Here is a 23,819-nt window from a genome sequence, read left to right as displayed (position 1 = left end):
ACGCGACCCAGGGCAGCGCGACACCGACAGGCGTGGCGCCGACTGGGTTGCTTCGCTCGGCTCGCAAAACTGGAGCGGATGTCAGCCGTTCGCCATCGCCTGCCGGAGGCCGGCCCGATAGCTGTCGATCACCACCGGCCTGCCGCCGCGCTCGACATGCCAGAAGGTCCAGCCGTTGCAGGCCGGCAGGCCCTGGACCAGGGCACCGATCTTGTGGATCGAGCCGATGACGAGGCCGTTGTCGAGTTGGCCGTCCGGGCGCACCGTGGCGCGGAACCGGCGGCGCTCGTCGGTCACGGTCTCGCCCGGCCGGATATGACCCGCCTCGATCACCGAGAGGAACGGTACCCGCGGCTCGGCCCGCTTGGTCGGCGCCACCATCAGGGCGGCCTTCGACAGGGTCTCGACACCCGCGATCCGTGCACGCGCCGCCTCGGCGTAGGTGGCCTCGCGCTCGATGCCGATGAACCGTCGCCCGAGGCGCTTGGCGACGGCGCCGGTGGTGCCGGTGCCGAAGAACGGGTCGAGCACAACGTCGCCGGGATTGGTTGCGGCCAGCAGCGTCCGGGCGAGCAGCGCCTCGGGCTTCTGGGTCGGGTGGACCTTGCGGCCGTCCGAATCCTTCAGCCGCTCGTCGCCGGTGCAGAGGGGGATGAACCAGTCCGAGCGCATCTGGAGGTCCTCGTTCCCCCCCTTCAGCGCCTCGTAATGGAACGTGTAGCCCTTGGATTCCGCCGAGCGCGAGGCCCAGATCAGGGTCTCGTGGGCATTGGTGAAGCGCTTGCCGCGGAAGTTCGGCATCGGGTTGGCCTTGCGCCAGACGATATCGTTGAGGATCCAGTAACCGAGATCCTGCAACGCGCTCCCGACCCGGAAGATGTTGTGGTATGACCCGATCACCCAGAGGGTCGCGTTCGGCTTCATCACGCGGCGACAGGCGGCGAGCCAGTCCCGGGTGAAGGCGTCGTAGGCCTCGAAGGTGGCGAACTTGTCCCAGTCGTCGTCGACCGCGTCGACGCGGCTCTGGTCCGGGCGCAGGAGGCCGGCCTCACCGAGCTGGAGGTTGTAGGGCGGGTCGGCGAACACGCAGTCGACGCTCGACGCCGGAAGGGCGTTCATTGCCGCAATGCAATCCCCGACGAGAACCTGGTCGAGGGGCAGAGAACGCTGGGCGGGTACGAGACCCATCCGTGGCGCCAACGCGGGCCGCCCGGCACGCGAGACCTGTTTCCGGGCGACGGCGTCGGCAGCCACGGTACGCGGGGAAGCCATGGCAAACACCGGTTACGCGACTGACCGGCAGACCATGCCCCGGATACGGTAAAGGTCGCGTTGTCGGATTCGGCCGCCGGGCGTCCCGTTCTGGGGCTGCAGATTTTGCCGATCACGCGGCCGGGCAGTGTTCGGACAGATTAAACGACGGTTACCGTCGCGCTCTAGACAGGCCGCACGCCACGGGACGCGGGTTCGTCTGCGCACACCCGGGCACTCCGGCAGACTGTCCTTCCCAAACAGCCAGGCATGACAATCATCGCCGCCGGTGGCCCGACCGCGCGTCGCGCGTCCACCTCAGCGGGATGCAGGGTCACCGTCAGTGCAGACCTCAGGAAATTCGGCCTATTCACCGCCTCCATAAGCCGGCACGCGCAGATCTTGCGAAATACATGCGACGACGGACCGATGCACAGCTGGCAACAAGAGCGGAAATAAACTGTAACAAACGCCCATGTATTCAGAATGACCAGGAAAAAAAGGACCAAAATGTGACGTCGTCCGACCAAAAAATCCCGCCATAATCCGGCCGACTTCCGACACGACTGGCGCCGCCCCGACAACAACACAGGGAATGCGTCGAGAATGTCGTTTGGTTTCGGAAAGCTCGTTGTCTCGCTTGGAATGCTGTCCACCGTCGTCGGAACAAGCCTCCCAGCCGCCGCGCAGAGCGGAGCGGCCTCCTGGTACGGGAGCGGCCATCGCACCGCAAACGGTGAGCATTTCAACCCCAACGGACTGACCGCCGCCCATCGCAGTCTGCCCTTCGGCACGCGCGTCCGCGTCGAGAACAAGCGGACCGGCCGTTCGGTCGTGGTGCGCATCAACGACCGCGGTCCCTTCGTGCGCGGCCGCATCATCGATCTGTCGCGCGGCTCTGCCCGCGCCCTGGGCATGGGCGGCACGACCTACGTGTCGCTGCAGGTCGTGCACTGAGCCAATCGAGCATCATGCGGTGCCCGGCCGCCCTCGTCCCGAGAGGGCGGGGGCGGCCCGGGCGTTGTCTGCCGCGCCCTGAGGCCCCATCTGCTGCCGGGTTCAGCCCCGGATCAGCCGCCCATGCCCAAGCCCCTCATCGTCGACATCCCGCATGACCTCGGCCGCGACGAGGCCAAGCGGCGCCTGGAACAGGGGACCGAGCAGGCGCGGGCGTTCCTGGCCAAGAGCGGCATCGCGGTGGATCAGCTCGCCTGGACGGGCGACCGGCTCGATTTCGGCGTATCCGCCATGGCGCAGAAGATCGCCGGCACGATCGACGTGGGTGCTGAGAGCGTGCGGCTGGAGGTGAAGCTGCCGTTCCTGCTCGCCCTGTTCGCCGAGAAGATCCAGAAGGTGGCGAGCAAGGAGGGCAACCTCCTGTTGACCAAGAAGTAGGAGCCCGGAACCGGATCGGCCGGGCCTTGTTTCCGCCGGACCGGTGCGGGTTCGCACCGTCGGTCTCGCGGAGGATAACGGTGCCCGACTTCACCCTCGCCGATCCGGGGCAGGTCCCCGAGGTGCCGCCGCAGCCGGCTCCGGTGCCGGACCGCCCCTACGATCCGCCCCAGGCGCCGACGCAGCCGCCCGGTCCGGAAATTCCCGGGAACAGCCCGACCGAGTCGCCCGGCATCCAGCCCCCCGAGATTCCGGTCAGCGATCCGGGCGTGCCGGAGATCAGCCCGCCCACAGGGCCGGCCAATCCGATTGCCTGAACGGGCGCGGGTCGCGCGGGGCGGGACCGTTTGAACAGGCCGCCCCGCGCTGCCATAAGCCCCGCCCATGGCCGCTCCCCCGCTTCTCACCCTCCAGGACGTCGCGCTGACTTTCGGCGGCACGCCGCTGATCACCCGCGCAGACCTCGCCATCGCGCCGGGCGAGCGGACCTGCCTCGTCGGCCGGAACGGGTCCGGCAAGTCGACGCTGATGAAGATCGCCGCGGGCTTGGTCGAGCCCGACAGGGGCCGGCGCTTCATCCAGCCCGGTACCACGATCCGCTATCTCGCCCAGGAACCCGATTTCTCGGGCTTCGCCACCACCCTCGATTTCGTCGAGGCGGGCCTGCCGCCGGGCGAATCCACTCACCGCGCCCGCTACCTGCTGGAAAGCCTGGGGCTCACCGGCACCGAGGATCCGGGCACGCTGTCGGGCGGCGAGGGGCGGCGCACCGCGCTCGCCCAGGCGCTCGCCCCCGAACCCGACGTGCTGCTCCTCGACGAGCCCACCAACCACCTCGACCTGCCGGCGATCGAGTGGCTCGAAGCGGAGCTGAAGGGGACCCGCGCGGCCCTCGTACTGATCAGCCACGACCGGCGCTTCCTCTCGGCCCTGTCGCGGGCGACGATCTGGCTCGACCGCGGCGAGACCCGGCGGATCGACCAGGGCTTCTCCAGTTTCGAGGCATGGCGCGACGCCTTCTTCGAGGAGGAGGAGCGGGAGCAGCACAAGCTCGACCGCAAGATCGTCGCCGAGGAGCACTGGCTGCGCTACGGCGTCACCGCCCGGCGCAAGCGCAATGTCCGCCGCCTCGGCAATCTGCACGCGTTGCGCCAGGACCGCCGCGAGGTGCGCCGCCCGGTGGGCAGCGTCAGCATGCAGGCCTCCGACGCGGAATCCTCGGGCAGCCTCGTGGTCGAGGCCCGCGACATCGGGAAACGCTATGGTGACCGGACGATCGTCGACGGCCTGTCCCTTCGGGTGATGCGCGGTGACCGGCTCGGCATCGTCGGGGCGAACGGCGCCGGAAAGAGCACGCTGATCAATCTGCTGATGGGCCGGCTCGCGCCGGATTCCGGACAGGTCGTGCTGGGCACCAACCTGCTCCCGGTGGTGCTCGACCAGGCCCGGGCCGTTCTGGAGCCGGGCATGACCGTGACCGACGTGCTCACCGGCGGACGCGGCGACAGCGTCATCGTCAACGGCCAGAGCCGGCATGTGATCGGCTATCTCAAGGACTTCCTGTTCGCCCCCGAGCAGGCGCGCACGCCGGTCTCGGTGCTGTCCGGCGGCGAGCGCAACCGGTTGCTGATCGCCCGGGCGCTGGCCCAGCCGGCCAATCTCCTGGTGCTCGACGAGCCCACCAACGACCTCGACCTGGAGACCCTCGACCTGCTGCAGGAGATGTTGGGCGACTACCAGGGCACGCTGATCCTGGTGAGCCACGACCGCGACTTCCTGGACCGCGTGGCCGGCAGCGTGCTGGTGTCCGAGGGATCCGGCCGCTGGGTCGAGTATGCCGGCGGCTACAGCGACATGCTGGTCCAGCGGGGGCAGGGCGTCGAGGCGCGGAGCGTCGCCCCGAAAGCCAGGGAGCCGCGGGAGCGGACCTCCGCGCCGGCGGCCCAACCGGCCGGAAAGCCCAAGCTCGGGTTCAAGGATCAGCACGAGCTGAAGACGCTCCCGGCCCGCATCGAGAAGCTCGAGGCCGCGATCGGGCAGTTGAAAGCGATTCTGGCCGACCCCGACCTCTACGCCCGCGACCCCGCCCGCTTCGACAAGGCCTCGGCCATGCTGGCCCAGGCCGAAACCGAGCTGTCGCAGGCGGAGGATCGCTGGCTGGAGCTGGAGATGCTGCAGGCGGGCTGAATGCCGCCGCGCATCCTGCGAGACGAGACCGCACCGGAGAACGCATGAGCGCCTATCAGACCCTCGAACAGCGCTTCGCGCGCCTCGCCGCTCTCGAAGGCGCGGCCGGGATCCTCGGCTGGGACGCGCAGACCCTGATGCCGGACGGCGCCGCGGAGGCGCGGGGCGACCAACTCGCGATCCTGCGCGGTCTCGCCCACGAGATGCTGACGGCCCCCGCGACGGCCGAGGACCTCGACGCGGCCGAGCGGGCTGGGACCTCCGATGCGGGCCTCGATCCCTGGGCGGCCGCCAACCTGCGGGAGATGCGTCGCGCGCAGGCGCACGCCACGGCCGTCCCCCGCGACCTCGTCGAGGCCAGCTCGCGGGCCGTCTCGCGCTCCGAGATGGTCTGGCGCGAGGCGCGGCGGGACTCGGATTTCGCCAAGCTGGAACCGCATCTCGCCGAGGTGCTGCGACTCCAGCGGGAGATCGGGCAGGCGAAGGGCGCGGCCCTCGGGCTCGATCCCTACGACGCGCTCCTCGACAGCTACGATCCCGGCATGCGCCGTGCCGCGATCGACCCGCTCTTCGCGGATCTGACGGGTTGGCTGCCGGCGCTGATCGCCCGCGCCCGGGAGCTTCAGGCGTCGCGGCCGGCGCCGCTGCCGCTCGACGGCCCCTTCGACGTGGCGGTGCAGCGTGACCTCGGCTTGAAGCTGATGGAGGCGGTCGGCTTCGACTTCAGCCGCGGCCGCCTCGACATCAGCCTGCACCCGTTCTGCGGCGGCGCCACCGACGACGTCCGGATCACCACCCGCTACGACGCGGCCGATTTCGGCCGCGCCCTGATGGGCGTCCTGCACGAGACCGGCCACGCCCTCTACGAGCAGGGCCGCCCGGCTTCGTGGCGGAACCAGCCGGTGGGCTCGGCCCGGGGAATGAGCCTGCACGAGAGCCAGTCGCTCATCGTGGAGATGCAGGCGTGCCGGAGCCGGCCGTTCTTCACCTTCCTGGCGCCGCTCCTGTGCGAGGCATTCGGGCGGTCGGGGCCGGAATGGTCGTCGGAGAACCTGCACGCGCTCAACACCCGGGTCGCCCCGGGCTTCATCCGTGTGGATGCCGACGAGGCGACCTACCCGGCCCACATCCTCCTGCGCTACCGGCTGGAGACCGCGATGATCGCCGGTGACCTCGCGGTGCGCGACCTGCCGGGCGCGTTCAACGACGGCCTGCGCGAGCTCCTCGGCCTGACCGTGCCGGACGACCGGGTCGGCTGCCTGCAGGACATCCACTGGCCGAGCGGGGCCTTCGGCTACTTCCCGACCTACACGCTCGGCGCCCTGGCGGCGGCACAGCTGTTCCGCGCCGCCCGGGCGTCCGATCCGGCGCTGCCGGACTGCCTCGCGCAGGGCGATTTCGCGCCCCTGCGGACGTGGCTGCGCGCGAACGTGCACGAAGTCGGCAGCCTGCTTGAGACCGACACGCTGCTGACCCGCGCCACGGGCGCGCCGCTCGGCACGGACGCGTTCCGGGCGCATCTGGAGGCGCGGTATCTCGGGGCGTGAAGGGAGCCCCGGCAGACTGGTACGTCTGCCCGGGAGGAAACCGAGGGCGGGCTCCGCCTCTCTTTTTCCGCAACGGTCGCCGCTGTTCAAACTTCGCGGGCCGTGACGCTCGCTCCTCCCCCTTGCGGGTCCGAGTTGGAGGCAGGGTAGTGCCGGATTGAACGGGTCGGCGCCGTCCGCGCCATCCCCACTCCTGCCTCCTGCACGCGAGGGCGAGGGGGAGATGCGGAGCCGATTGCCGCTCCTCCGACGCCGCGCGCGACCATCGCGGCGCGCTTCCGCGGAGACACGGTCCCTACAGCGCCACGATGTCGACCGCGTCCCCCAGCCGCGTCCGGGCGATGTCGGCCACGTGGCGGTGGTGGGTGAACAGGATCGGCTGCACCGTGGCGCCGATCTCCGCCAGAGCATCCAGCCCGAAGCCGGTCCGCGTCTCGTCGAAGGTCGAGAACAGGTCGTCGCCGATGAACGGCGCCGGCTCGGCGCGCCCGGCGTAATCCTCCAGGTAGGCCAGCCGCAGGGCCAGGTAGAGCTGGTCCCGGGTGCCCTCGCTCATGCCCTCGATCGTCACTGTGCCGCCCCCGGCGCGCTGGCCGGCGAGCTTGGGCGTGTCGGCCTCGTCGTAGGTCTGGGCGAGCCCGGAGAACGCGCCGCCGGTGAGGGCGGCGAACAGCGCCCCCGCCCGGGCCACCAGCGGATCCTGCTGCCCGGCCCGGTGGCGGGCCACCGCCTGCCCCAGCATCAGCCCGGCGAGGCGCAGCACCGCCCAGGACCGGGCCGCCGTCTGGAGATCCGCCTCTGCGGCCTTACGATCGGCCAACGCCAGTTCGGCGCCGGTGCCGCCTTCCAGCTCTGCCCGGCGCCGCTCGGCGCGGTCGCGGTCGGCGAAGATCACCTGACCGCGCTCCGCCTGTTCGTCGGCCTCCAGCGCGAGCCGCGCCAGCTCCGCCTCGATGGCCTCCGACGCCAGCGTCGCGAGACTATCGCGCAGCTCGGCTTCGGGCACGCCGTCGGCAGCGCCCGCGAGGCTGCCGCGGAGCCGCAGATGCTCGGCGCGCAGCTGCTCCCGGGCGCTCAAGCGGGCGAACAGGATCTCGATGTCGGTCACTGCGGCCTCGGCGAGGTCCGGCAGCGCTCCCGCGACCAGCCTTCCGAGCGCCGTCCGGGCCGCGTCACGGAGGTCGGCGGCACCGCCATGGGCCGTCTCGGCCTCGTCGCGGCGGCGATCCAGCTCGGCCCGCCGGGCCTCGCGGGCCTGTGCGGCGACGAGCCGGCCGTGCAGGGTGCGGATCGCACCGGCGGGCGTCGCGTCCGCGAGGTCGGGCGCCAGGTCTCCGACGAGGGCGGCAGCGGTCGCCCGGAACCCCTCCATGTCCCGGCGGATCCCGGCCGACCGGCGCAGCAGCGCGGCGCGCTCTGCCAGGCGGTCCGGCACGGTGCGCCAAGCTTCCAGGGCACCTTCGGCCTCCTCGGGTCGCGCCGTGCCGTCCAGTCCGAGGGACAGCATCGCGGCCGCCCATTCGGTCTGCCATGCGGCGCGGCGGGACTCGGCCGCGACGAGCGCCGCCTCCAGCCGCTCGGCGGCGGCCTCGGCAGCGCGCAGCGAGCCGCCGGTCTGAAGATGGGCCTCCCAGCGGCTCGCCAGGGCGGCGACCCGCGCCTCCAGGCTTTCCAGGGCGGCGGCGACCTCCAGATCCGGCGCCGCGTCGAGCCCGGAGCGGACGCGCAGATCGGCCAGGGGTGCGCGGGCCGCCTCGATCCGAATCCGGAGACGATCCGCTTCGATCCGCTGCTCCGCGAGGCGCTGCTCGGCCTCGATCAGGTTCTCCACTTCGGCGAGCCATGCCGCCATCTCGGCCGGCGGACCGGGCACGAGCCCGGCCGGCCGCCACGCCTCCCGCCAGGCCGCCTCGCCCGCGGCGATCTCGGCGGCGAGCCCGGCGAGGATGGCATCGGCCTCGCGGGCCTCGGCCTCCTCGGCGGCGAGGCGCTCGAGATCGGCCGCATGGGCGGCGACCCGGGCGGCGTCGGCGGCCCGATCGTCCGCGATGCGGTCCGCCTCGAGCAGAGCCCGCTCGAAGGCCGCGATCTCGGCGATGGCGGCCGCGCGGCCGGCCGCGAGGGCGTCCCGGAGGGGCACGAAGGCCGCGTCACGGGTCGCCCGCACCGCGTCGAGCCGCTCCCGGGTGGCGACGGGTCGGCCGGCCTCGCGCTCGCGCAGCCGCGCCCGGGTAGCGGCGACCTGCCGGAGGGTCGCGTCGCGACGGTCGGCGGCCCGCTCGTGCTCGCGGGTCTTGGTATCGAGACTCTGCCGGTAGCGCGCCACCGTGTCGGGGCCGGGCAGGGGCGTCCGGACAAGGGCGGCAAGGTCGGCGACGGGGGCCGACAGACGCCCGGCCTGATTGCGCAGCAGCGCCGTCTCCCGGCGGATCGTGGCGTCGAGGGTCTCGTGGGCGGCGATCCGCTCGTGCAGGCGGGCGAGGGGCTTCAGGGCCTCCCGCAGGGGCGTCGGATCCCGGGTCGCGTCGGCAGCCTCCACGGCCCTGGCCAGCCGCTCCCGCTCGGCGCGTGCGGCAGTCAGGTCGCGGGCGAGCTGGTCCTCCGCGGCCGCCAGGGTCCGCGCCTCGCGGATCAGGCGCTCGATCCGGGCACGGGCGGCGTCCGGTGGCTGCCGGACCTCCAGCGCCGCGAGATCGGGCACGCCGATCCGGGCGCGCAGCCGTTCCAGATCCAGGCCGACCTTGTGGGCGTCGCCCTCGATCCGCGGCAGGTCGGTGGCCCCCTTCTCGAATTCCCGGGTGCCGCTGAACGCCGCCAGGATCTCGTCCGCCCGGTGCGTCAAGCCCGGCTCGACCGACACCGACTCGGCCTCACTGCGCGCCCGGTCCCGCGCCAAAGCCGTCCGCGCCGCCTCGGCCTCGGCGGCGCGGCAGGCGTCGAGGGCGGCGCCGAGACGGGCGATCCAGGCGGGGTCCACGTCCACGAGGTCGGCCTCGGCGGCGATGCGCGCGCCCAGCGCGTCGATCTCGGCGATGATCGGACGGACGCGCTTCAGCCGCTCCAATCGGGCGCGCGCGACCGCGATCGCCTTCTGTTCGGCCCGCAGCGCCTCGAGCTGCGCGGCGGCCGCGGTGATCTCGTCGTTCAGCGCCCGCCAGTCGCCGGCGCGCAGGCCTTTCTCGCGGACCGCACGGCGGGCGTTCTCGTGGCGCTCCAGTGCCTGGTAGAAGGTGCGGTGCTTGGCTTGGCGCGGCGCGAAGATGGCGTCGGCCTCGGCGTCGAGGGTGGTCTGCAGCTCGGTGAGTCCGCGCAGGCCCGAGCCCGCCGCGAACAGGCTGGCGCCGACCTCGCCCTCGACGTCGACCATCTCGCGCCCCCCGGCCCGGAGGCTCGCCGCGTCGAGGCCGAAGGCCCGGCAGAACACCGTCCGGGACAGGCCACCGAGGAACGGGGCGAGGGCATCGTCGGCGAGCGGCGCGTCGGCGGCGTCGATGAGGGTCCGGCTGTTGCCCTTCCGGCGGCGGAAGGACAGGCGGCGGCCGTCGGCGGCGCCGATCGCCGCGCCGAGGCGGAGCTGCGGCATGTCGTGCAGGAACGCGTAGCGGGTGGACTTCTCGAAACCGAACAGCAGGTCGGTGACCGCCGCCAGGGCGGTGCTCTTGCCGGCCTCGTTGGCGCCGAGCACCACGTGCAGGCGCGCGTCCGGCCGGAATTCGACGGTGCGGTCCGTGAAGGCGCCGTAGCGCTCCAGGGCGAGGCGGATCAGGCGCATCGGGCATCCATAGGCGATCGCCTCAGCAGTGCCGGCCGCCGAGGCGGCCGAGGATCAGCGCCTCCGCCTCCGCGCAGAGCGCGTCGAGTTCGGCGTCGAGGTCGGCTTCCGCCGCCACGGTCCCCGGCATCCTGCCGCCGATCTCGGCCAGGGCCGCCTTGGCGCGCGCACGGAATTCCGGATCGCGATCGAGGTCGGCCAGCAGCGCCGCAGGGTCGATGGCGGCGCCGGACGGTTCCGCGGTCGCCGGCGGACGGCGCGTCTCGAATTTCAGGCGCTCCAGCCAGATGTCCTCGTGCAGCCGATGGGCCGCCGCCTGGATCTCGGCCGTCAGCGAATCCCGGTCGGCCGCGAGGACGTCGTGAGCCGACGTGCTGCCCACGAGGTGGACCCGGACCAGCAGGAGCCGGCGCGCCGCGACGGCGGCGAGCGGCCTCAGGGCGGTCTCGACAGCCTCGACGGCGCCGCGCGGGTCGGCCACCGCGGCGAGATCGACCGCGATCCGCTCGAACCGCGCCCGGTCGAGGGGGAGGCGGCTCAGGCCGGTGACCCGACCGTCGGCGACGTCCACCACGACGGCGCCCTTCTCCCCGCATTCACGCACACTCCGGCCCTGGAGATTGCCGGGGAAAACGATCCAGGGATCCCGGGACAGCTCCGCGTATTCGTGGATGTGGCCGAGCGCCCAGTACTCGTAGCCCCGGGCGGCGAGATCGGCCACCGAGCAGGGGGCGTAGGTCTCGTGGGCGGCGTGACCGGTGCAGGAGGTGTGCAGGACACCGAGATTGAACCAGCCCGCCACGGCCGCCGGGTAGGTCAGCGACAGGTTCTCCTCGACGGCCCGTCCCTGGAAGCTGCGGCCGTGGATCGCCACCCGCAGGGCGTCGAGGCGGAGGGTGCCGGCACGGGCGGACGGGAAGACGTGCACGGAGGCCGGCAACGTGATCGAGCGCGTGATGACGCTCTCGGCGTCGTGGTTCCCGCGCACCAGGATCGTCGGGATGCCGGCGCGGTCGAGGCGCGCCACCTGTCGGGCGAAGAACAGGCCGATCGTAGTGTCGGCCCAGTCGCCGTCATAGACATCGCCGGCCACCACCACGAAGGCGACCGAGCGCTCGATCGCCTGACTCACCAGGTCCTCGAAGGCCTGCCGCCCGGCCGAGGCGAGGCGCCGCGCGAGTTCCGCGTCGCGGGTGGCGAGGCCCGATAGCGGGCTGCCGAGGTGCAGGTCGGCCGCGTGGATGAAGCTGAACGCGGTCATCGGCCTCCGGGTCGGGATCGGTGGTGAAGTCGGAACGCGCGATCCAGAGCGGCCGTCGGCATCCCGTAGCGGGGTCTTAGGCCGCCGACGGGGCTCGCCTCAAGCGGCCATCGGCGACAGCCTGTGGGGCGCGATGCGCGGGCTGCAGGTCCCGAGGCTCCGCCTGACGGGTCGCAGGCCGCAGGTCCGATCCCGTCACCGGGACCGTCGGAGTGCCAGCGGTACAGGTCCCGGGGCCGCACACGATCAGGCGCACGAGCGGTCCTCGCGTCCGGCCGGGCGCGCGGCACCCGGCGCGCACCGAACCTGTCGAACGTCCCGGCCCCGTGCGCGTTAGAGCGTGGCGGTGGCGGGAGCGCCGCATGGTGAGGTACGAGTCCGGCCCGATGATCCCTATTGCACGCCCGGCCCGCGCCATCCCCGTCGCGTTGCCCGCCGCGCCGGTCCGCCCGGCGGATCGGCCGCATCGCCCGTTCAAGATCGTGAGCTGGAACCTGCTGCGGCGCACCGGCGCGGCGGTCGACGACGTGGCAGCCCTGGTCGCCCAGGAGAAACCTGACCTCCTGCTGATGCAGGAGGCGACCCGGGCCATCGGCTTCCTGCTGGACCGGATCGGCGGCCACTATGCCTGGGCGCCCCTGCCGGGCCGGATCCACGGACTGGCCATGTGGAGCCCGAGGCCGTGGCCGGCACCACCCCGGGTGATCACGCTGCCCTCCGGCGCCCTGGTGCACCGGGTCTGCCAGATCCTCGACCTGGGGGAGTTCGGCGTCGCCAACGTCCACCTGTCGCACGGCCAGATGCTGAACCGCCGTCAGCTCCGCCGCATCGTCGGCGAACTGCCTCCGCGGGCGGCGGTGCTCGGCGACTACAACATCGTCGGCCCCGCGCTGATCCCGGGCTTTCGCGATGTCGGGCCGCGGCAGCCGACCCACGCGATGGTCGACGTCCTGCCCCTGCGGCTCGACCGATGCCTCGCCCGCGGCCTCGTCTGCCACGACCACGCGGTGCTGCCGCGGGGGCCGTCCGATCACCGGCCAATCGTCGTCCATCTCGGACCGTCGCCCGAGGCGCACGCCCCGGGGCGGTTCAAAGGTATGGCAGCAGCAGTCGCACGCCTGCGTCGCGCAAACGGATCGGCAGGATCCGGGCGGCGAGATCGTCCCGGCTGAGGCGCGCCTCCATCTTGCCGCGCATGAACCGGTCGAGTTCGGCGGCCAGCTCCGCGTCGATGATCTCGACGTTCAGCTCGAAATTGAGCCGGAAGCTGCGCATGTCCCAGTTGGCGCTGCCCACGAAGCACCAGATGTCGTCGACCACCATCGCCTTGGAGTGGTCGAAGGGCGGGTCGTCGAGCCAGACCCGCACGCCGGCCCGCAGCAGCGGATCGAGATGCGCCCGGGTCGCCCAGTCGATGAACGGATGGTCGCTGACCCGCGGTATGATCACGTCGACGGTGATGCCCCGGGTCGCGGCCTGCGCGAGCGCCCCTGTGACGAGCTCGTCGGGCAGGAAGTAGGGCGTCACGAACCGGACCGTCCGGCGCGCGCAGGCGAGGGCCTGGAGGATGACCTGTTCGATCTTCTCGACATCCGCGTCGGGGCCAGAGGTGACCGCCCGGGCGACGCTGGGTCCGGTGTGCTCGAGGTCGACGAACCAGGGCGCGCCGTCGAGGATTTCGCCGTCGACGAAGGCCCAGTCGGCCGCGAAGGCGGCGGCGAGCTGCTCGACCACGGGTCCGGTCATCCGGAAATGGGTGTCCCGGATCGGGTGCTCGGGCTTCAGCGCGACGCGATTCGGGTGGGAGATGTTGAGGCCGCCCGCGAAGGCAATCTGCCCGTCGAGGATCAGCAGCTTCTTGTGCGAGCGCAGGTTGAGGAACGGCATCCGCCAGGGCAGCGCCGAGTGCATGAACAGGGCCACCGGCACCCCGGCGGCGGTCAGGCGGTGATAGACGGGCGCCCGGAAATAGCCGCCGCCGATCCCGTCGATGATGACGCGGACCTGCACGCCCCGGCCCTGCGCCTCCAACAGGGCGTCGCAGAAGGCGCGGCCGGTGGCATCGTCCCGGAAGATGTAGCTCGACAGCCCGATGCTGGATTGCGCCTCCCGGATCGCCGCCAGCATCACCGGGTAGGCCGCGTCGCCGTTGCGGAACATCTGCACGGTGTTGCCCGAGAAGGCCGGCAGGCCGGTGATCCGCCGGACGGCCCGGTCGAGGGGCCAGAGCGCCTCCGGCACCACCGCGTCGTCGGTGTCGGGCAGCTGCGTCGCGTCGGAAGGCTTTGTCCGCAGCCGCCGGGCGCGGCGCGAGACTCGGTTGATGCCGAAGGTGAGGTAGAGGGCGGTTCCGAAGATCGGCGACAGCCATGCGAGCCCGATCCAGCCCACCGCCACGCTGACCCGCCGCTTGCGCAGCAGGGCGTGCAGGGTGACGCCGATCGCCAGCGCGAAGCCGATCAGCGCCTCGACATCCGACCGCAGCAGGGCGGTCGACTGGACCCAGCGGGTAAGCGCGTTTTCCAAGGTTTCGGTATCCGAATTCGCGGCGGGAGGCGCCGGATTGGCCCGAAGCCCGTGCGGCGGGCGGATTAATCCGCCGGCTTGACCGGATACGCAATGGCGTCGGCGCCGGCGGGCCGCTCGCAGCGATAGGGTCCACTGCCATCGAGGGCCGCGTACAGGACCCGGCCGCCGGAGGCGATGCAACGCGCCTTGGCCTCCGCGTAGGGGCGGTGAAAGCTCCAGATCGTGATCATCGGCCCGATCGTGGCGAGGCAGATGCCGCCGAAGATCACCGCGGCGGCCCAGGTCGCGCCGTTGCGCTCCGGCCGCGGCGGCCGGGGCGGGGGCATCGTGCCGTAGAAGGCCAGCGTCAGACCGAACAGGTCGATGGTGCTCATCAGCCGTTCCGTTTCTGGGCGCCGAGCCCGGCAGGATCGGACGCGCCCGTCATCCTAGGGCAGGGTCGCGCCATCACCTACCAGCGCGGCGCCAGCCGGCCTGCGTCGTATCGCGCCACCGCGCGGGGTCACGGCTCCCAGCGCGGCGGCCGCTTGCCCAGGAAGGCGTCGATGCCCTCCTGCGCGTCGGCCATCATCATGTTCCGGGTCATGACCTCGGCGGCGTAGCCGTAGGCGTCCTCCAGGCCCATCTCGATCTGGCGCCCGAACGCCTCCTTGCCGATTGCCAGCACCCGCCGGGCCTTTCCGGCGATCCGCGTCGCGAGGGCGCCCACCGCGGCGTCGAGGTCCGCCTCGGGCACGACCCGGTTGACGAGGCCGATCCTGAGCGCCTCGGCGGCGTCGATCGGCTCACCCACGAGCAGCATCTCCAGGGCGGCCTTGCGCGACACGGCGCGCGACAGGGCGACCATCGGCGTCGAGCAGAACAGGCCGATCTGGACCCCGGGCGTGGCGAAGCGGGCCGTCTCGCTGCAGACGGCGAGGTCGCAGGTGGCGACGAGCTGGCAGCCGGCGGCGGTGGCGATCCCGTGGACCCGGGCGATCACCGGCTGCGGCAGGTGCGCGAGGCTCAGCATGAGCCGGGCGCAGGTCTGGAACACCGCCTCCGTCGCAGCCCGGGACGGATCGGCGCGCATCTCCTTGAGGTCGTGTCCGGCGCAGAAGGCGGGACCTGCTCCCTGCAGGATCACGACCCGGACCGCAGGATCCTGGCGGATTGCGTCGAGCTCGACCTGAAGGGCGCCCATCAGGGCCATGGACAGGGCGTTGCGCGACTGCGGGCGGTTCAGGGTGAGGGTCGCGATGCCGTCGGCGTCGCTGCGCAAGAGGACCGGTGCCTCCCGATCCGCGGCGACGGAGGGGGCCGTGGCTACGGCTGCGGTCATGGCGGCGTCTCCCGTGCCGGTCTCCCTGATGCGGGACCGGTCTCGCTATCGGAGATTACCACGCGGGCTTGCAGGCCGCGATGCCGCCAGGGCGGGAGGATACCGTCGGCGCCAATCTAAGCGGCTTACGCTCAGGCCCGCTCGGCGAGGGCGTGATCGAGGCTCGCGTAATCGGCACCCGGTCCGTTCCACCAGACGGCGGGATAGCGGGCGAGCCGGCCCATCACGCCGGCATAGGCGCTGGCCAGGGCCGTATCGACGATGACCAGTGCGGCCTCCGACCGGGTCAGGCTGTCGGCCAGCGTCTGGTCGCGGCCGGCGCTGTCCAGGCAAACGACACTGAGGCCGAGGCGCGTGAGGCCGAGGCGCATGGCTTCCGCCTGTCCGAGATCCTGTACCATGAGCGCCACCGTCACCCCGGCGCGCAGGCCCTCACCCCACGCCCAGCGGGCGAACCGGTGCGGACAGATGGCGGCGGCGGGTCCGCCCGGCGCAATGCGCCGGTCCGCAGTGCCGGCCCCGGTGACGCCGGACCGGAAGTGCCGGTCGCTGTCGAGAGCCGGGATGGAGTTGGAGGCCGCAGAGGAATGGACGCCGTACATGCGATGCGGACCGCCTGGATGTGGACAAACCGTAGCCCTGGCGTGACGCGAGCAGGTTAACACTCTCTCACACCGCGCCGTTCCATCGGAAAACCACTCCGTTTTCGGCGCCGTGCCGGCCGGTGACTGAGCCTATGGCCAACGGGCCGTGAACGGCGACGCGCAAAGTGTCGGCAACTTCGGTCGCATTGGCGCGGGCGCGAGACGGGCCTATGTGGCGCAGGCCGGAGCGGCCCGTCAGAGGCCGCCGACCACCGAGGAAACCTTTGCGCATGCGCCCGATTACGACCCGGATCGCCCTCCTCGCCGCCGTCACGCTCGCGGCCCTGCCAGCGCGGGCGCAGATCCGAAATGCCCCGGGGCCGCGCGCCCTGGAATTCGCCGCCTACATCTTCGCCGCCTCCAACGTCTGCGGCTACCGGATCGGCAGCGACCAGTTCGAGGCGCTGCTGGCCAAGCAGAACGTCCAGGTCGCGGATGTCCAGCCGCGGGGCCCGTTCGGGAACCGGGTGCAGACCATGTTCACGCTGATGTCGAACCAGATGCAGCAGAACCGCGACCAGGCCTGCATCGCGGTGGCCGGCGAGTACGGCCCCGAGGGGACGGTGGCCAAGAACGTGCTCCTGCCGGCAGGCCAGGACGCGAAGGCTCCGGCCAAGCCAGCCGAGCCCGCCAAGCCTTCGGTGCCTGCCAAGCCGCAATAGGGATCGTCGCCGGCTTCAGCCGAGCCGCCAGTCGATCGGACGGCGGCCGTGCTCGGCCAGCCAGCGGTTGGCCCGTCCGAACGGGTCGGAACCCGGGAAGTCCCGGGCACGGTTGAGGGGCGACGGGTGCCCGCTCTCGAACACGCCGTGCCGCGTCGAATCGATCAGGGCGGCCCGAGCCCGCGCCTGGGCGCCCCAGAGCAGGAAGATCGCGGGCTCCGGACGCGCCGACACGGCGGTGACGGCCTCGTCGGTGAGCGCGGACCAGCCGAACCGCAGATGCGCCCCGGCCTTGCCGGCCTCCACGGTGAGCGCGCTGTTGAGCAGAAGGACGCCCTGCCGCGCCCAGGGCGTCAGGTCGCCCCCCGCTTCACGACCGGATTCCGCCTCTGCCAGGATCACCCGCAGCGACGCCGGCAGGCGGCCCGACCCCACGAACGAGAAGGCGAGGCCGTTGGCGTCGCCGGGAGTCGGGTAGGGATCCTGACCGAGGATCACCGCGCGGACGTCCTGCGGCGGGGTTTCCGTCAGGGCACGGAAGATCCGATCCGGGGCCGGGAGCACGCCGGCACCCGCGGCGATTCGCGCATCGACGCGGGCCGCCACCGCCGCGGCCTGGGACCCGGCGAAAAACGGCAGCGCCAGCCAGGGGGAGCCGGAGGCGCGGAAGGCCGCGAGGGCATCAGCCACGGGCGTCTCGGGCATGGTCACTCCAGGGTCCGGTGCAGGGCCGACAGTTGCGGCCCGGGGCAGCCCGTGTTTAGGGACATGAGGGCGAGCGTGCGGCACATCGCGGTGCGGCATGTCGCATCCGGTCTTCGCCGGGCGGCTTCGCACCCTAGATGGAAGCGCACCCGCGAGGGGTTAGACTCCGGCCCGGCTCAGGCCCATGCGCCGGCGGCCGGATATGGGAAACCAGAAGAAGGATCTCGGCGCGCGGCGCCGGAACGCTGCCATGAACGAACGCGTCGAACCCGCCGCGCTGGCGAATGGCCGGCCCCTCGCACCGCCCACGCCCGCGGCCGGCACCCTGCCGCCCGACCACCCGAAAGTGGCCTGGGGCCGCGTCGGCGTACTGCTGATGAATCTGGGAACGCCCGAGGGCACGTCCTACTGGCCCATGCGCCGGTACCTCAAGGAGTTCCTGTCGGACCGGCGGGTGATCGAGGTGCCCCGTCTGATCTGGTGGCCGCTCCTCAACCTGATCATCCTGACGAAGCGCCCGGGACCGAAGGGACGCGATTACGCCAGTGTGTGGAACAACGCCCTCAACGAGGGACCGCTGAAGACGATCACCCGCGGCCAGAGCGAGCGGCTGCAGGCGGCCATGGGCGAATCCGTGGTGGTCGATTGGGCGATGCGCTACGGCAAGCCCGAGGTCGCCGGCCGGATCCAGGCCCTGCTCGATCAGGGCTGCGACCGGATCCTGCTGGTGCCGCTCTACCCGCAATACGCCGCCGCCACCTCGGCCACCGCCTGCGATCAGGCGTTCCGGGCGCTGATGGACATGCGCTGGCAGCCGACGGTGCGGGTCTCGCCCCCCTATCATGACGACCCCGTCTACATCGCCGCGATGGCCGATTCGATCCGCGAGGGTCTGGCCAAGCTCGACTTCGAGCCGGAGGTGATCCTCACCTCGTTCCACGGTGTGCCGCGGAGCTACCTGCTCAAGGGCGACCCCTACCATTGCCAGTGCCACAAGACCGGGCGGCTGATCCGAGAGGCGCTGGGCCTCTCTCCGGAGAAGATGCGCACGACCTTCCAGTCGCGGTTCGGCAACGAGGAGTGGCTGAAGCCCTACACCGACGAGACGGTGATGGCGTTGGCGAAATCCGGGGTGAAGCGCATGGCGATCGTCGCCCCCGGCTTCACGGCGGATTGCCTGGAGACGCTGGAGGAACTCGACGGCGAGAACCGCCACTATTTCGAGGAGAACGGCGGCGAGCGGTTCGCCTACATCCCCTGCCTGAACGATACCGATCTCGGCATGAAGGTCATCGAACACGTGGTCCGTCGGGAGCTTCAGGGCTGGATCTGAGGCTCCGCGCTTGCGGGCGCGCCTAGCCCCCCTATTCTTTTCCTAAGCCGGACGGTCAGATCGATTCGGCTCGGGAGGATTACATGGCGTTCTTCATCGGCATCGCGTGTCCGTGGCTGCTGATCGCGGTGCTCGATCGGATCGCCGAAGGGCGCCGTAGCGACGAACTCGCCGCGCTTGGCGTGACGCCGCAACCCGCACCGGCCCAGTCGAGCTATCTCGTCCCAGACCGGCCCTACTGACGGACGCCGCGATCGCCGCCGGCCGCGACACAGATCCATGTGAGCGGTCGGACCGACGATGTCCCGCGCGCCTGTGGGGCGACCCGAAAGGCGCGACGCGGACGACGCATGGCGGGCGGCTTCGCTTTCAGAGCCGAATCAGGGCTTCTTCGGCTCCGTCGTCGGCTGCGCGGCAGCCGGCGGAGCGTCGGTGCGGTCGATCTTGGCCTCCGAGCGGAGCTTCAGGATCATGTCCTGCTGCGCCTTGCGGATCAGGTGCTGGTCGATCTGCTCCTTCAGCTCGTCGAAGGTCGGCTGTGGCTTCGTCCGCTTCTCCTCGACTCTGATCACGTGCCAGCCGAACTGGGTCTTGACCGGATCGGAGACCTGGCCGGGCTTCATCGCGAAGGCGGCGTTGGCGAAGTCGGGCACCATGCGCTCCTTGGTGAACCAGCCGAGATCGCCGCCCTCGGCCTTGGAGCCCGGATCCTTCGAGGTCTCAGCCGCGACCTTGGCGAAGTCCTCGCCGCCCTTGATGCGCGCGGCGATCTTCTTCGCCTCCGCCTCGTTGTCCACGAGGATGTGGCGGGCATGCACCTCCTCCTCGGGCTTCATCAGCTTGACGGTCTGGTCGTAGATCGCGTGCTCCGCCTCGGGCGTGACCGCGCGCTTGGCTTCCTGCTCGAGGTAGTCGTCGAGGAGGAGCTTGTCCCGGAAATAGGCGAGCTTGCGCTTGAACTCCGGGCTGTCGCCGATCTTGGCGGCCTCAGCCGCCTGCGCGCCGACCCGCAGGTCGACCATGTAATCGACAAGAAGGGTCTTCTTCTGCGCCTCGTCCACCCCGGGCAGCGACAGGGCCGGGTCGTCCGCCGCGATGGCGAGGTCGCCCTGCGTGATCGGCTTGCCGTTGACGCTCGCAACGACCGCATCCGCGCTCGGTTCGGCGGCGGGGGCAACGGCCGGCGTGTTCGCGGCCGGCGTCGGGGCCGGGGCCTTCTGAGGCGCCTGCGCCAGCGCCAATCCCGGCATCGCGATCAGGAGGGCGAGGGCGCTGGCGCGCCGGAGAAGGGCGGTGTTCGGCATGCGGGCGAAGTCCTCGGCTCGCGTCTCGGCGCCGCGCCGGAGCGCCCGGGCGGCAGGCCGCGGCACAGGTGGCCCGCGTCGCATGAGAAGGCAAGCGCGGCCATTTCACCGATGCCGGAACCGTGACCGTACCGGCATGCGTTGAGGGCTGCCCCTTCCAGGTGCGCCGGGCGATGTTTACCTCTATAAGCCCGGCCAACTCCGTCCAGGCCGGCCCGCCACGCTCACCCGTGGGCGGGCTCGCGCGTCCGCAGGTCAACGATGCTCGGCTCTATCGCCAAGAAGATTTTCGGCTCCTCGAACGACCGTCGCGTCAAGGGCTATCGCCCGCGCGTGGCGCTGATCAACGCGCTGGAACCGGAGATCCAGGCTCTCTCGGACGAGGCCCTGCGCGCCCGTACCGACATGCTGAAGGCGGAACTCGCCGCCGGCAAGAGTCTCGATGACATCCTCGTGCCGGCCTTCGCGACGGTGCGCGAGGCGGCCAAGCGCGTCTTCGGCCAGCGCCACTTCGACGTTCAGCTCATCGGCGGCATGGTGCTGCACGAGGGCGGCATCGCCGAGATGAAGACCGGCGAGGGCAAGACCCTGGTGGCGACGCTGCCGGTCTACCTCAATGCCCTGGAGGGCAAGGGCGTCCACGTCGTCACCGTGAACGACTACCTCGCCTCCCGCGACGCCGAGTGGATGGGTCAGGTCTACCGGTTCCTGGGCCTCAGCGTCGGCACGATCGTGCACGGGCTCGACGATGCGCAGCGCAAGGAGGCCTATGCCTGCGACATCACCTACGGCACCAACAACGAGTACGGGTTCGACTACCTGCGCGACAACATGAAGTACGAGATGTCCCAGCTGGCGCAGCGGGGACACAACTTCGCGATCGTCGACGAGGTCGATTCGATCCTGATCGACGAGGCGCGCACGCCGCTGATCATCTCGGGTCCGGTGGACGACCGCTCGGAACTCTACGTGTCAGTCGACGCGCTGATGCCGCGCCTGCGCAAGGAATATTACGACCTCGACGAGAAGCAGCGCACCGTCTCGCTGACCGAGGAGGGCAACGAGTTCATCGAAGAGGCGATGCGCGAGGCCGGTCTCCTAAAGGAGGGCGACCTGTATGACGCGCACAACGTCACCCTGGTCCACCACGTCAACCAGGCGCTACGCGCCAACACCCTGTTCACCCGCGACAAGGACTACATCGTCAAGAACGACGAGGTGGTGATCATCGACGAGTTCACCGGCCGCATGATGCAGGGCCGGCGCTACTCGGAGGGCCTCCATCAGGCGCTGGAGGCCAAGGAGCGGGTCACGATCCAGCCAGAGAATCAGACGCTCGCCTCGATCACCTTCCAGAACTATTTCCGCCTCTACAAGAAGCTCGCCGGCATGACCGGTACCGCCTCGACCGAGGCCGACGAGTTCGCCGAGATCTACAAGCTCGACGTGGTCGACATCCCGACCAACAAGGAGGTCGAGCGCGTCGACGAGGACGACGAGGTCTACCGGACCGTCGGCGAGAAGTACGAGGGCATCATCGCCGAGATCGACAAGGCGCATGGACGCCACCAGCCGATCCTGGTCGGCACCGGCTCGATCGAGAAGTCCGAGCACCTCGCCGAGATGCTGAAGAAGGCCGGCTACACCCTGCTCGACTATTCCGATCCGAACGCGCTGACCGACGTCTACGCCGCCGCCCGCGAGGGCCGGGTGACCAAGCGCTTCGCGGTGCTGAACGCCCGCTTCCACGAGCAGGAGGCCTACATCGTGGCCGAGGCCGGCGTGCCGGGGGCGATCACCATCGCCACCAACATGGCCGGCCGCGGCACCGACATCAAACTCGGCGGCAACCTCGAGATGCGCATCGAGAAGGAGCTCGGGCATCTCGCGGAGGGGCCGGAGCGCACGGCCGCGATCGAGGCGATCAAGGCGGAGATCGCCGACAACCGCGCCAAGGTGCTGGCCTCGGGCGAGCCGGCCGATCCCGAGGCGGGCCGCAAGAAGGCGCTGCCCGGCGGCCTCTACATCATCGGCACCGAGCGCCACGAATCGCGGCGCATCGACAACCAGCTCCGCGGCCGCTCCGGCCGCCAGGGTGATCCAGGCCGCTCGAAGTTCTACCTGTCGCTTCAGGACGACCTGATGCGGATCTTCGGATCCGACCGGATGGACGGGATGCTGCAGAAGCTCGGCCTGGAGCAGGGTGAGGCGATCATCCACCCCTGGATCAACAAGGCCATCGAGAAGGCGCAGCAGAAGGTCGAGGCGCGCAACTTCGACATGCGCAAGAACGTGCTCAAGTACGACAACGTCATGAACGACCAGCGCAAGGTCGTCTTCGAGCAGCGTCGCGACTTCATGGGCCAGGACAGCGTCCGCGAGACCGTGGACGAGATGCGCGAGGGCGTGATCGACGACTTCGTCGCCCGCTACATCCCGGAGAACGCCTACGCCGAGCAGTGGGATGTCGCCGGCCTGCGCGAGCAGGTGACGGAGGTGCTCAGCCTCGACGTCCCCGTCGAGGAGTGGGCCAAGGAGGAGGGCATCGCCGACGAGGAGATGCGCGAGCGCCTGCTCAAGGCGGCCGAGGAAGCTTATGCAGCCCGGACCGAGAAGAACGGCCCGGAGATCATGGCCTATATCGAGAAGCAGGTCCTGCTCCAGACCCTCGACCATCTCTGGCGCGAGCATCTCGTCACCCTCGACCACCTCCGGCAGGTGATCGGCTGGCGCGGCTTCGCCCAGCGGGACCCGCTGAACGAGTACAAGTCGGAGGCCTTCGACCTGTTCAACGGGCTGGTCACGGCCCTGCGCGAGCAGGTGACGGCGCAGCTGTCCCGGGTCGAGATCATGATGCAGGAGCAGCCGGAAGAGTACCCGCCCGGCGGCCCGGCCCTGCCGCCGATGTTCGCCCAGCATCTCGACCCGGTCACCGGCGAGAACGAGATGGACTACGCTGGGCTCGGATCGGGCAGCGACGGCGGCGGCGGCCCCGCCTACGGCTTCGCCGCCCAGGGCTTGGCCGCGGATGGTGCCGTGCTGGAGCGCGACCCGAACGACGTGGCTACATGGGGTCGCGTCGGCCGCAACGAGCCGTGCCCCTGCGGATCGGGCAAGAAGTACAAGCACTGCCACGGCACGCTTCAGGCCTGAGGCCGGCATGCCCGCACGGGCCGTCTTCATCGCCGGGGCCGGCACGGAGATCGGCAAGACCTACGTCACCGCCGCCCTGACCCGGCGCCTGCGGGCGCTTGGCCGGCCGGTCCGGACCCTGAAACCCCTCGCGAGCGGCGTCCCGCCGCTCGACGATCCGGGCTTCGCCGAGAGCGACACCGCCCGCCTGCTCGACGCGCAAGGCCTTCCCCTCGAGGGGGACTCCGTGGAGGCCTGCTCGCCCTGGCGGTTCTCTGCGCCGCTCTCGCCCGATCAAGCCGCCGTGCTGGAGGGGCGCAGCCTCGCGCTGTCCGACCTCGTCGGCTGGTGTCGCGCGCAGATCGCCGCGACGGAGGGTACGCTCCTGATCGAGGGCGTGGGGGGCCTCATGAGCCCGGTCACCGAGGTGGCGACGGGCCTCGACTGGCTTCGGGCGCTCGGGCTGCCGGCGCTCCTGATCACCGGCAGCTATCTCGGGGCGATCAGCCACGCGCTTACCGCCTGCGAGACGCTGCGCCTTCACGGTATCCCGCTCCTCGCGGTGGTGGTCAGCGAGAGCGACGGTGCGCCGACACCGGCTCGCACCGTGGCCGCATCGATCGGCCGCCATGCCGGGGCGCCCGTCTTCTGCCTGAGACGCGGCGAGTCGTGTCCCGACGCGCTCGCAGATGTGATCTGAACCGTCGCCGTATCCCACCCCGATGAGGCCGAAGCGGCGCTGGACGGCGTAGCGGCAGCCGCTACTTGTCGGTCGG

20 protein-coding genes are annotated in these 23,819 nt (G+C 71.0%); 11 read left to right on the top strand and 9 right to left on the bottom strand.

Features of this window, described 5'->3' with window-relative positions:
* Positions 1-81 precede the first annotated feature (81 nt).
* Positions 82-1,272 (bottom strand): DNA methyltransferase, encoded by a 1,191-nt coding sequence (locus tag ACXJKQ_RS10730; RefSeq protein ID WP_457105740.1) that lies wholly within the window; start codon positions 1,270-1,272, stop codon positions 82-84.
* A gap of 585 nt (positions 1,273-1,857) precedes the next feature.
* Between ACXJKQ_RS10730 and ACXJKQ_RS10725 the strand changes: the two genes are divergently transcribed.
* The 5 genes from ACXJKQ_RS10725 (at position 1,858) to ACXJKQ_RS10705 (ending at position 6,380) form a co-directional block, all read left to right on the top strand.
* The gene (locus ACXJKQ_RS10725) at positions 1,858-2,208 is read left to right on the top strand and encodes a septal ring lytic transglycosylase RlpA family protein (RefSeq protein ID WP_457105739.1); all 351 of its coding nucleotides are present in this window, start codon (positions 1,858-1,860) and stop codon (positions 2,206-2,208) included.
* A 123-nt stretch (positions 2,209-2,331) separates the two neighbouring features.
* Complete coding sequence (locus ACXJKQ_RS10720) at positions 2,332-2,646, top strand: polyhydroxyalkanoic acid system family protein (RefSeq protein ID WP_457105738.1); 315 nt, start codon at positions 2,332-2,334, stop codon at positions 2,644-2,646.
* Positions 2,647-2,726: 80 nt separating this feature from the next.
* Positions 2,727-2,963, top strand: a complete 237-nt coding sequence (locus ACXJKQ_RS10715; RefSeq protein WP_457105737.1) for a hypothetical protein — start codon at positions 2,727-2,729, stop codon at positions 2,961-2,963.
* A gap of 67 nt (positions 2,964-3,030) precedes the next feature.
* A complete protein-coding gene (locus ACXJKQ_RS10710; RefSeq protein WP_457105736.1) occupies positions 3,031-4,833 on the top strand; it encodes an ATP-binding cassette domain-containing protein in 1,803 nt (600 codons plus the stop codon).
* 44 nt (positions 4,834-4,877) lie between these two features.
* On the top strand, positions 4,878-6,380 hold the full coding sequence (locus ACXJKQ_RS10705; RefSeq protein WP_457105735.1) for a carboxypeptidase M32: 1,503 nt from the start codon (positions 4,878-4,880) through the stop codon (positions 6,378-6,380).
* 295 nt (positions 6,381-6,675) lie between these two features.
* On the opposite strand, the gene ACXJKQ_RS10700 is transcribed toward ACXJKQ_RS10705, so the two are convergent.
* Together ACXJKQ_RS10700 and ACXJKQ_RS10695 are read right to left on the bottom strand one after the other, a co-directional pair.
* The gene (locus ACXJKQ_RS10700; RefSeq protein WP_457105734.1) at positions 6,676-10,152 is read right to left on the bottom strand and encodes an AAA family ATPase; all 3,477 of its coding nucleotides are present in this window, start codon (positions 10,150-10,152) and stop codon (positions 6,676-6,678) included.
* 22 nt (positions 10,153-10,174) lie between these two features.
* Positions 10,175-11,413, bottom strand: a complete 1,239-nt coding sequence (locus tag ACXJKQ_RS10695) for a metallophosphoesterase family protein (RefSeq protein ID WP_457105733.1) — start codon at positions 11,411-11,413, stop codon at positions 10,175-10,177.
* A gap of 386 nt (positions 11,414-11,799) precedes the next feature.
* Here ACXJKQ_RS10695 and ACXJKQ_RS10690 point away from each other — a divergent pair, with 386 nt between their 5' ends.
* Positions 11,800-12,585, top strand: a complete 786-nt coding sequence (locus ACXJKQ_RS10690; RefSeq protein WP_457105732.1) for an endonuclease/exonuclease/phosphatase family protein — start codon at positions 11,800-11,802, stop codon at positions 12,583-12,585.
* Here ACXJKQ_RS10690 and ACXJKQ_RS10685 read toward each other — a convergent pair.
* The 4 genes from ACXJKQ_RS10685 to ACXJKQ_RS10670 all read right to left on the bottom strand — a co-directional run bounded on the left by ACXJKQ_RS10685 (position 12,503) and on the right by ACXJKQ_RS10670 (position 15,865).
* A complete protein-coding gene (locus ACXJKQ_RS10685) occupies positions 12,503-13,939 on the bottom strand; it encodes a phospholipase D-like domain-containing protein (protein ID WP_457105731.1) in 1,437 nt (478 codons plus the stop codon). The genes ACXJKQ_RS10690 and ACXJKQ_RS10685 overlap by 83 nt on opposite strands.
* A gap of 65 nt (positions 13,940-14,004) precedes the next feature.
* Positions 14,005-14,316 carry a hypothetical protein gene (locus tag ACXJKQ_RS10680; RefSeq protein WP_457105730.1) on the bottom strand — a complete coding sequence of 104 codons (312 nt, stop codon included), beginning with the start codon at positions 14,314-14,316 and terminating at the stop codon, positions 14,005-14,007.
* A gap of 128 nt (positions 14,317-14,444) precedes the next feature.
* Positions 14,445-15,263, bottom strand: coding sequence for an enoyl-CoA hydratase (locus ACXJKQ_RS10675; protein WP_457105729.1), 819 nt, complete (start codon positions 15,261-15,263; stop codon positions 14,445-14,447).
* Between the two features lie 131 nt (positions 15,264-15,394).
* Positions 15,395-15,865 carry an AMP-dependent synthetase gene (locus ACXJKQ_RS10670; RefSeq protein ID WP_457105728.1) on the bottom strand — a complete coding sequence of 157 codons (471 nt, stop codon included), beginning with the start codon at positions 15,863-15,865 and terminating at the stop codon, positions 15,395-15,397.
* Positions 15,866-16,137: 272 nt separating this feature from the next.
* On the opposite strand from ACXJKQ_RS10670, the gene ACXJKQ_RS10665 reads away from it, so the two are divergent.
* A complete protein-coding gene (locus ACXJKQ_RS10665; protein ID WP_457105727.1) occupies positions 16,138-16,569 on the top strand; it encodes a hypothetical protein in 432 nt (143 codons plus the stop codon).
* A 15-nt stretch (positions 16,570-16,584) separates the two neighbouring features.
* On the opposite strand, the gene ACXJKQ_RS10660 is transcribed toward ACXJKQ_RS10665, so the two are convergent.
* Positions 16,585-17,274, bottom strand: a complete 690-nt coding sequence (locus tag ACXJKQ_RS10660) for a uracil-DNA glycosylase (RefSeq protein ID WP_457105726.1) — start codon at positions 17,272-17,274, stop codon at positions 16,585-16,587.
* 250 nt (positions 17,275-17,524) lie between these two features.
* On the opposite strand from ACXJKQ_RS10660, the gene hemH reads away from it, so the two are divergent.
* A complete protein-coding gene (gene hemH / locus ACXJKQ_RS10655; protein WP_457105725.1) occupies positions 17,525-18,607 on the top strand; it encodes a ferrochelatase in 1,083 nt (360 codons plus the stop codon).
* An 83-nt stretch (positions 18,608-18,690) separates the two neighbouring features.
* Complete coding sequence (locus ACXJKQ_RS10650; RefSeq protein ID WP_457105724.1) at positions 18,691-18,849, top strand: hypothetical protein; 159 nt, start codon at positions 18,691-18,693, stop codon at positions 18,847-18,849.
* Positions 18,850-18,987: 138 nt separating this feature from the next.
* Here ACXJKQ_RS10650 and ACXJKQ_RS10645 read toward each other — a convergent pair whose 3' ends face one another.
* Positions 18,988-19,911: a foldase protein PrsA gene (locus ACXJKQ_RS10645; RefSeq protein WP_457105723.1), complete on the bottom strand. Its 924-nt coding sequence runs from the start codon at positions 19,909-19,911 to the stop codon at positions 18,988-18,990.
* Positions 19,912-20,172: 261 nt separating this feature from the next.
* Here ACXJKQ_RS10645 and secA point away from each other — a divergent pair, with 261 nt between their 5' ends.
* Positions 20,173-23,064 (top strand): preprotein translocase subunit SecA, encoded by a 2,892-nt coding sequence (gene secA, locus ACXJKQ_RS10640; RefSeq protein WP_457105722.1) that lies wholly within the window; start codon positions 20,173-20,175, stop codon positions 23,062-23,064.
* A 7-nt stretch (positions 23,065-23,071) separates the two neighbouring features.
* Positions 23,072-23,743 (top strand): dethiobiotin synthase, encoded by a 672-nt coding sequence (gene bioD, locus ACXJKQ_RS10635; protein WP_457105721.1) that lies wholly within the window; start codon positions 23,072-23,074, stop codon positions 23,741-23,743.
* Positions 23,744-23,819 lie beyond the last annotated feature (76 nt).

Source organism: Methylobacterium sp. P5_C11, from assembly GCF_054049775.1.
This window is presented reverse-complemented; position numbering and strand designations above follow the sequence as displayed.

Bases quoted from the DNA above. Each gene is read 5' to 3' on its own strand.
- ACXJKQ_RS10730 (WP_457105740.1), bottom strand. From the start codon at position 1,272: ATGGCTTCCCCGCGTACCGTGGCTGCCGACGCCGTCGCCCGGAAACAG.
- ACXJKQ_RS10725 (WP_457105739.1), top strand. From the start codon at position 1,858: ATGTCGTTTGGTTTCGGAAAGCTCGTTGTCTCGCTTGGAATGCTGTCC.
- ACXJKQ_RS10720 (WP_457105738.1), top strand. From the start codon at position 2,332: ATGCCCAAGCCCCTCATCGTCGACATCCCGCATGACCTCGGCCGCGAC.
- ACXJKQ_RS10710 (WP_457105736.1), top strand. From the start codon at position 3,031: ATGGCCGCTCCCCCGCTTCTCACCCTCCAGGACGTCGCGCTGACTTTC.
- ACXJKQ_RS10705 (WP_457105735.1), top strand. From the start codon at position 4,878: ATGAGCGCCTATCAGACCCTCGAACAGCGCTTCGCGCGCCTCGCCGCT.
- ACXJKQ_RS10700 (WP_457105734.1), bottom strand. From the start codon at position 10,152: ATGCGCCTGATCCGCCTCGCCCTGGAGCGCTACGGCGCCTTCACGGAC.
- ACXJKQ_RS10695 (WP_457105733.1), bottom strand. From the start codon at position 11,413: ATGACCGCGTTCAGCTTCATCCACGCGGCCGACCTGCACCTCGGCAGC.
- ACXJKQ_RS10690 (WP_457105732.1), top strand. From the start codon at position 11,800: ATGATCCCTATTGCACGCCCGGCCCGCGCCATCCCCGTCGCGTTGCCC.
- ACXJKQ_RS10680 (WP_457105730.1), bottom strand. From the start codon at position 14,316: ATGAGCACCATCGACCTGTTCGGTCTGACGCTGGCCTTCTACGGCACG.
- ACXJKQ_RS10675 (WP_457105729.1), bottom strand. From the start codon at position 15,263: ATGACCGCAGCCGTAGCCACGGCCCCCTCCGTCGCCGCGGATCGGGAG.
- ACXJKQ_RS10670 (WP_457105728.1), bottom strand. From the start codon at position 15,865: ATGTACGGCGTCCATTCCTCTGCGGCCTCCAACTCCATCCCGGCTCTC.
- ACXJKQ_RS10665 (WP_457105727.1), top strand. From the start codon at position 16,138: ATGCGCCCGATTACGACCCGGATCGCCCTCCTCGCCGCCGTCACGCTC.
- ACXJKQ_RS10660 (WP_457105726.1), bottom strand. From the start codon at position 17,274: ATGCCCGAGACGCCCGTGGCTGATGCCCTCGCGGCCTTCCGCGCCTCC.
- hemH (WP_457105725.1), top strand. From the start codon at position 17,525: ATGAACGAACGCGTCGAACCCGCCGCGCTGGCGAATGGCCGGCCCCTC.
- ACXJKQ_RS10650 (WP_457105724.1), top strand. From the start codon at position 18,691: ATGGCGTTCTTCATCGGCATCGCGTGTCCGTGGCTGCTGATCGCGGTG.
- ACXJKQ_RS10645 (WP_457105723.1), bottom strand. From the start codon at position 19,911: ATGCCGAACACCGCCCTTCTCCGGCGCGCCAGCGCCCTCGCCCTCCTG.
- secA (WP_457105722.1), top strand. From the start codon at position 20,173: ATGCTCGGCTCTATCGCCAAGAAGATTTTCGGCTCCTCGAACGACCGT.
- bioD (WP_457105721.1), top strand. From the start codon at position 23,072: ATGCCCGCACGGGCCGTCTTCATCGCCGGGGCCGGCACGGAGATCGGC.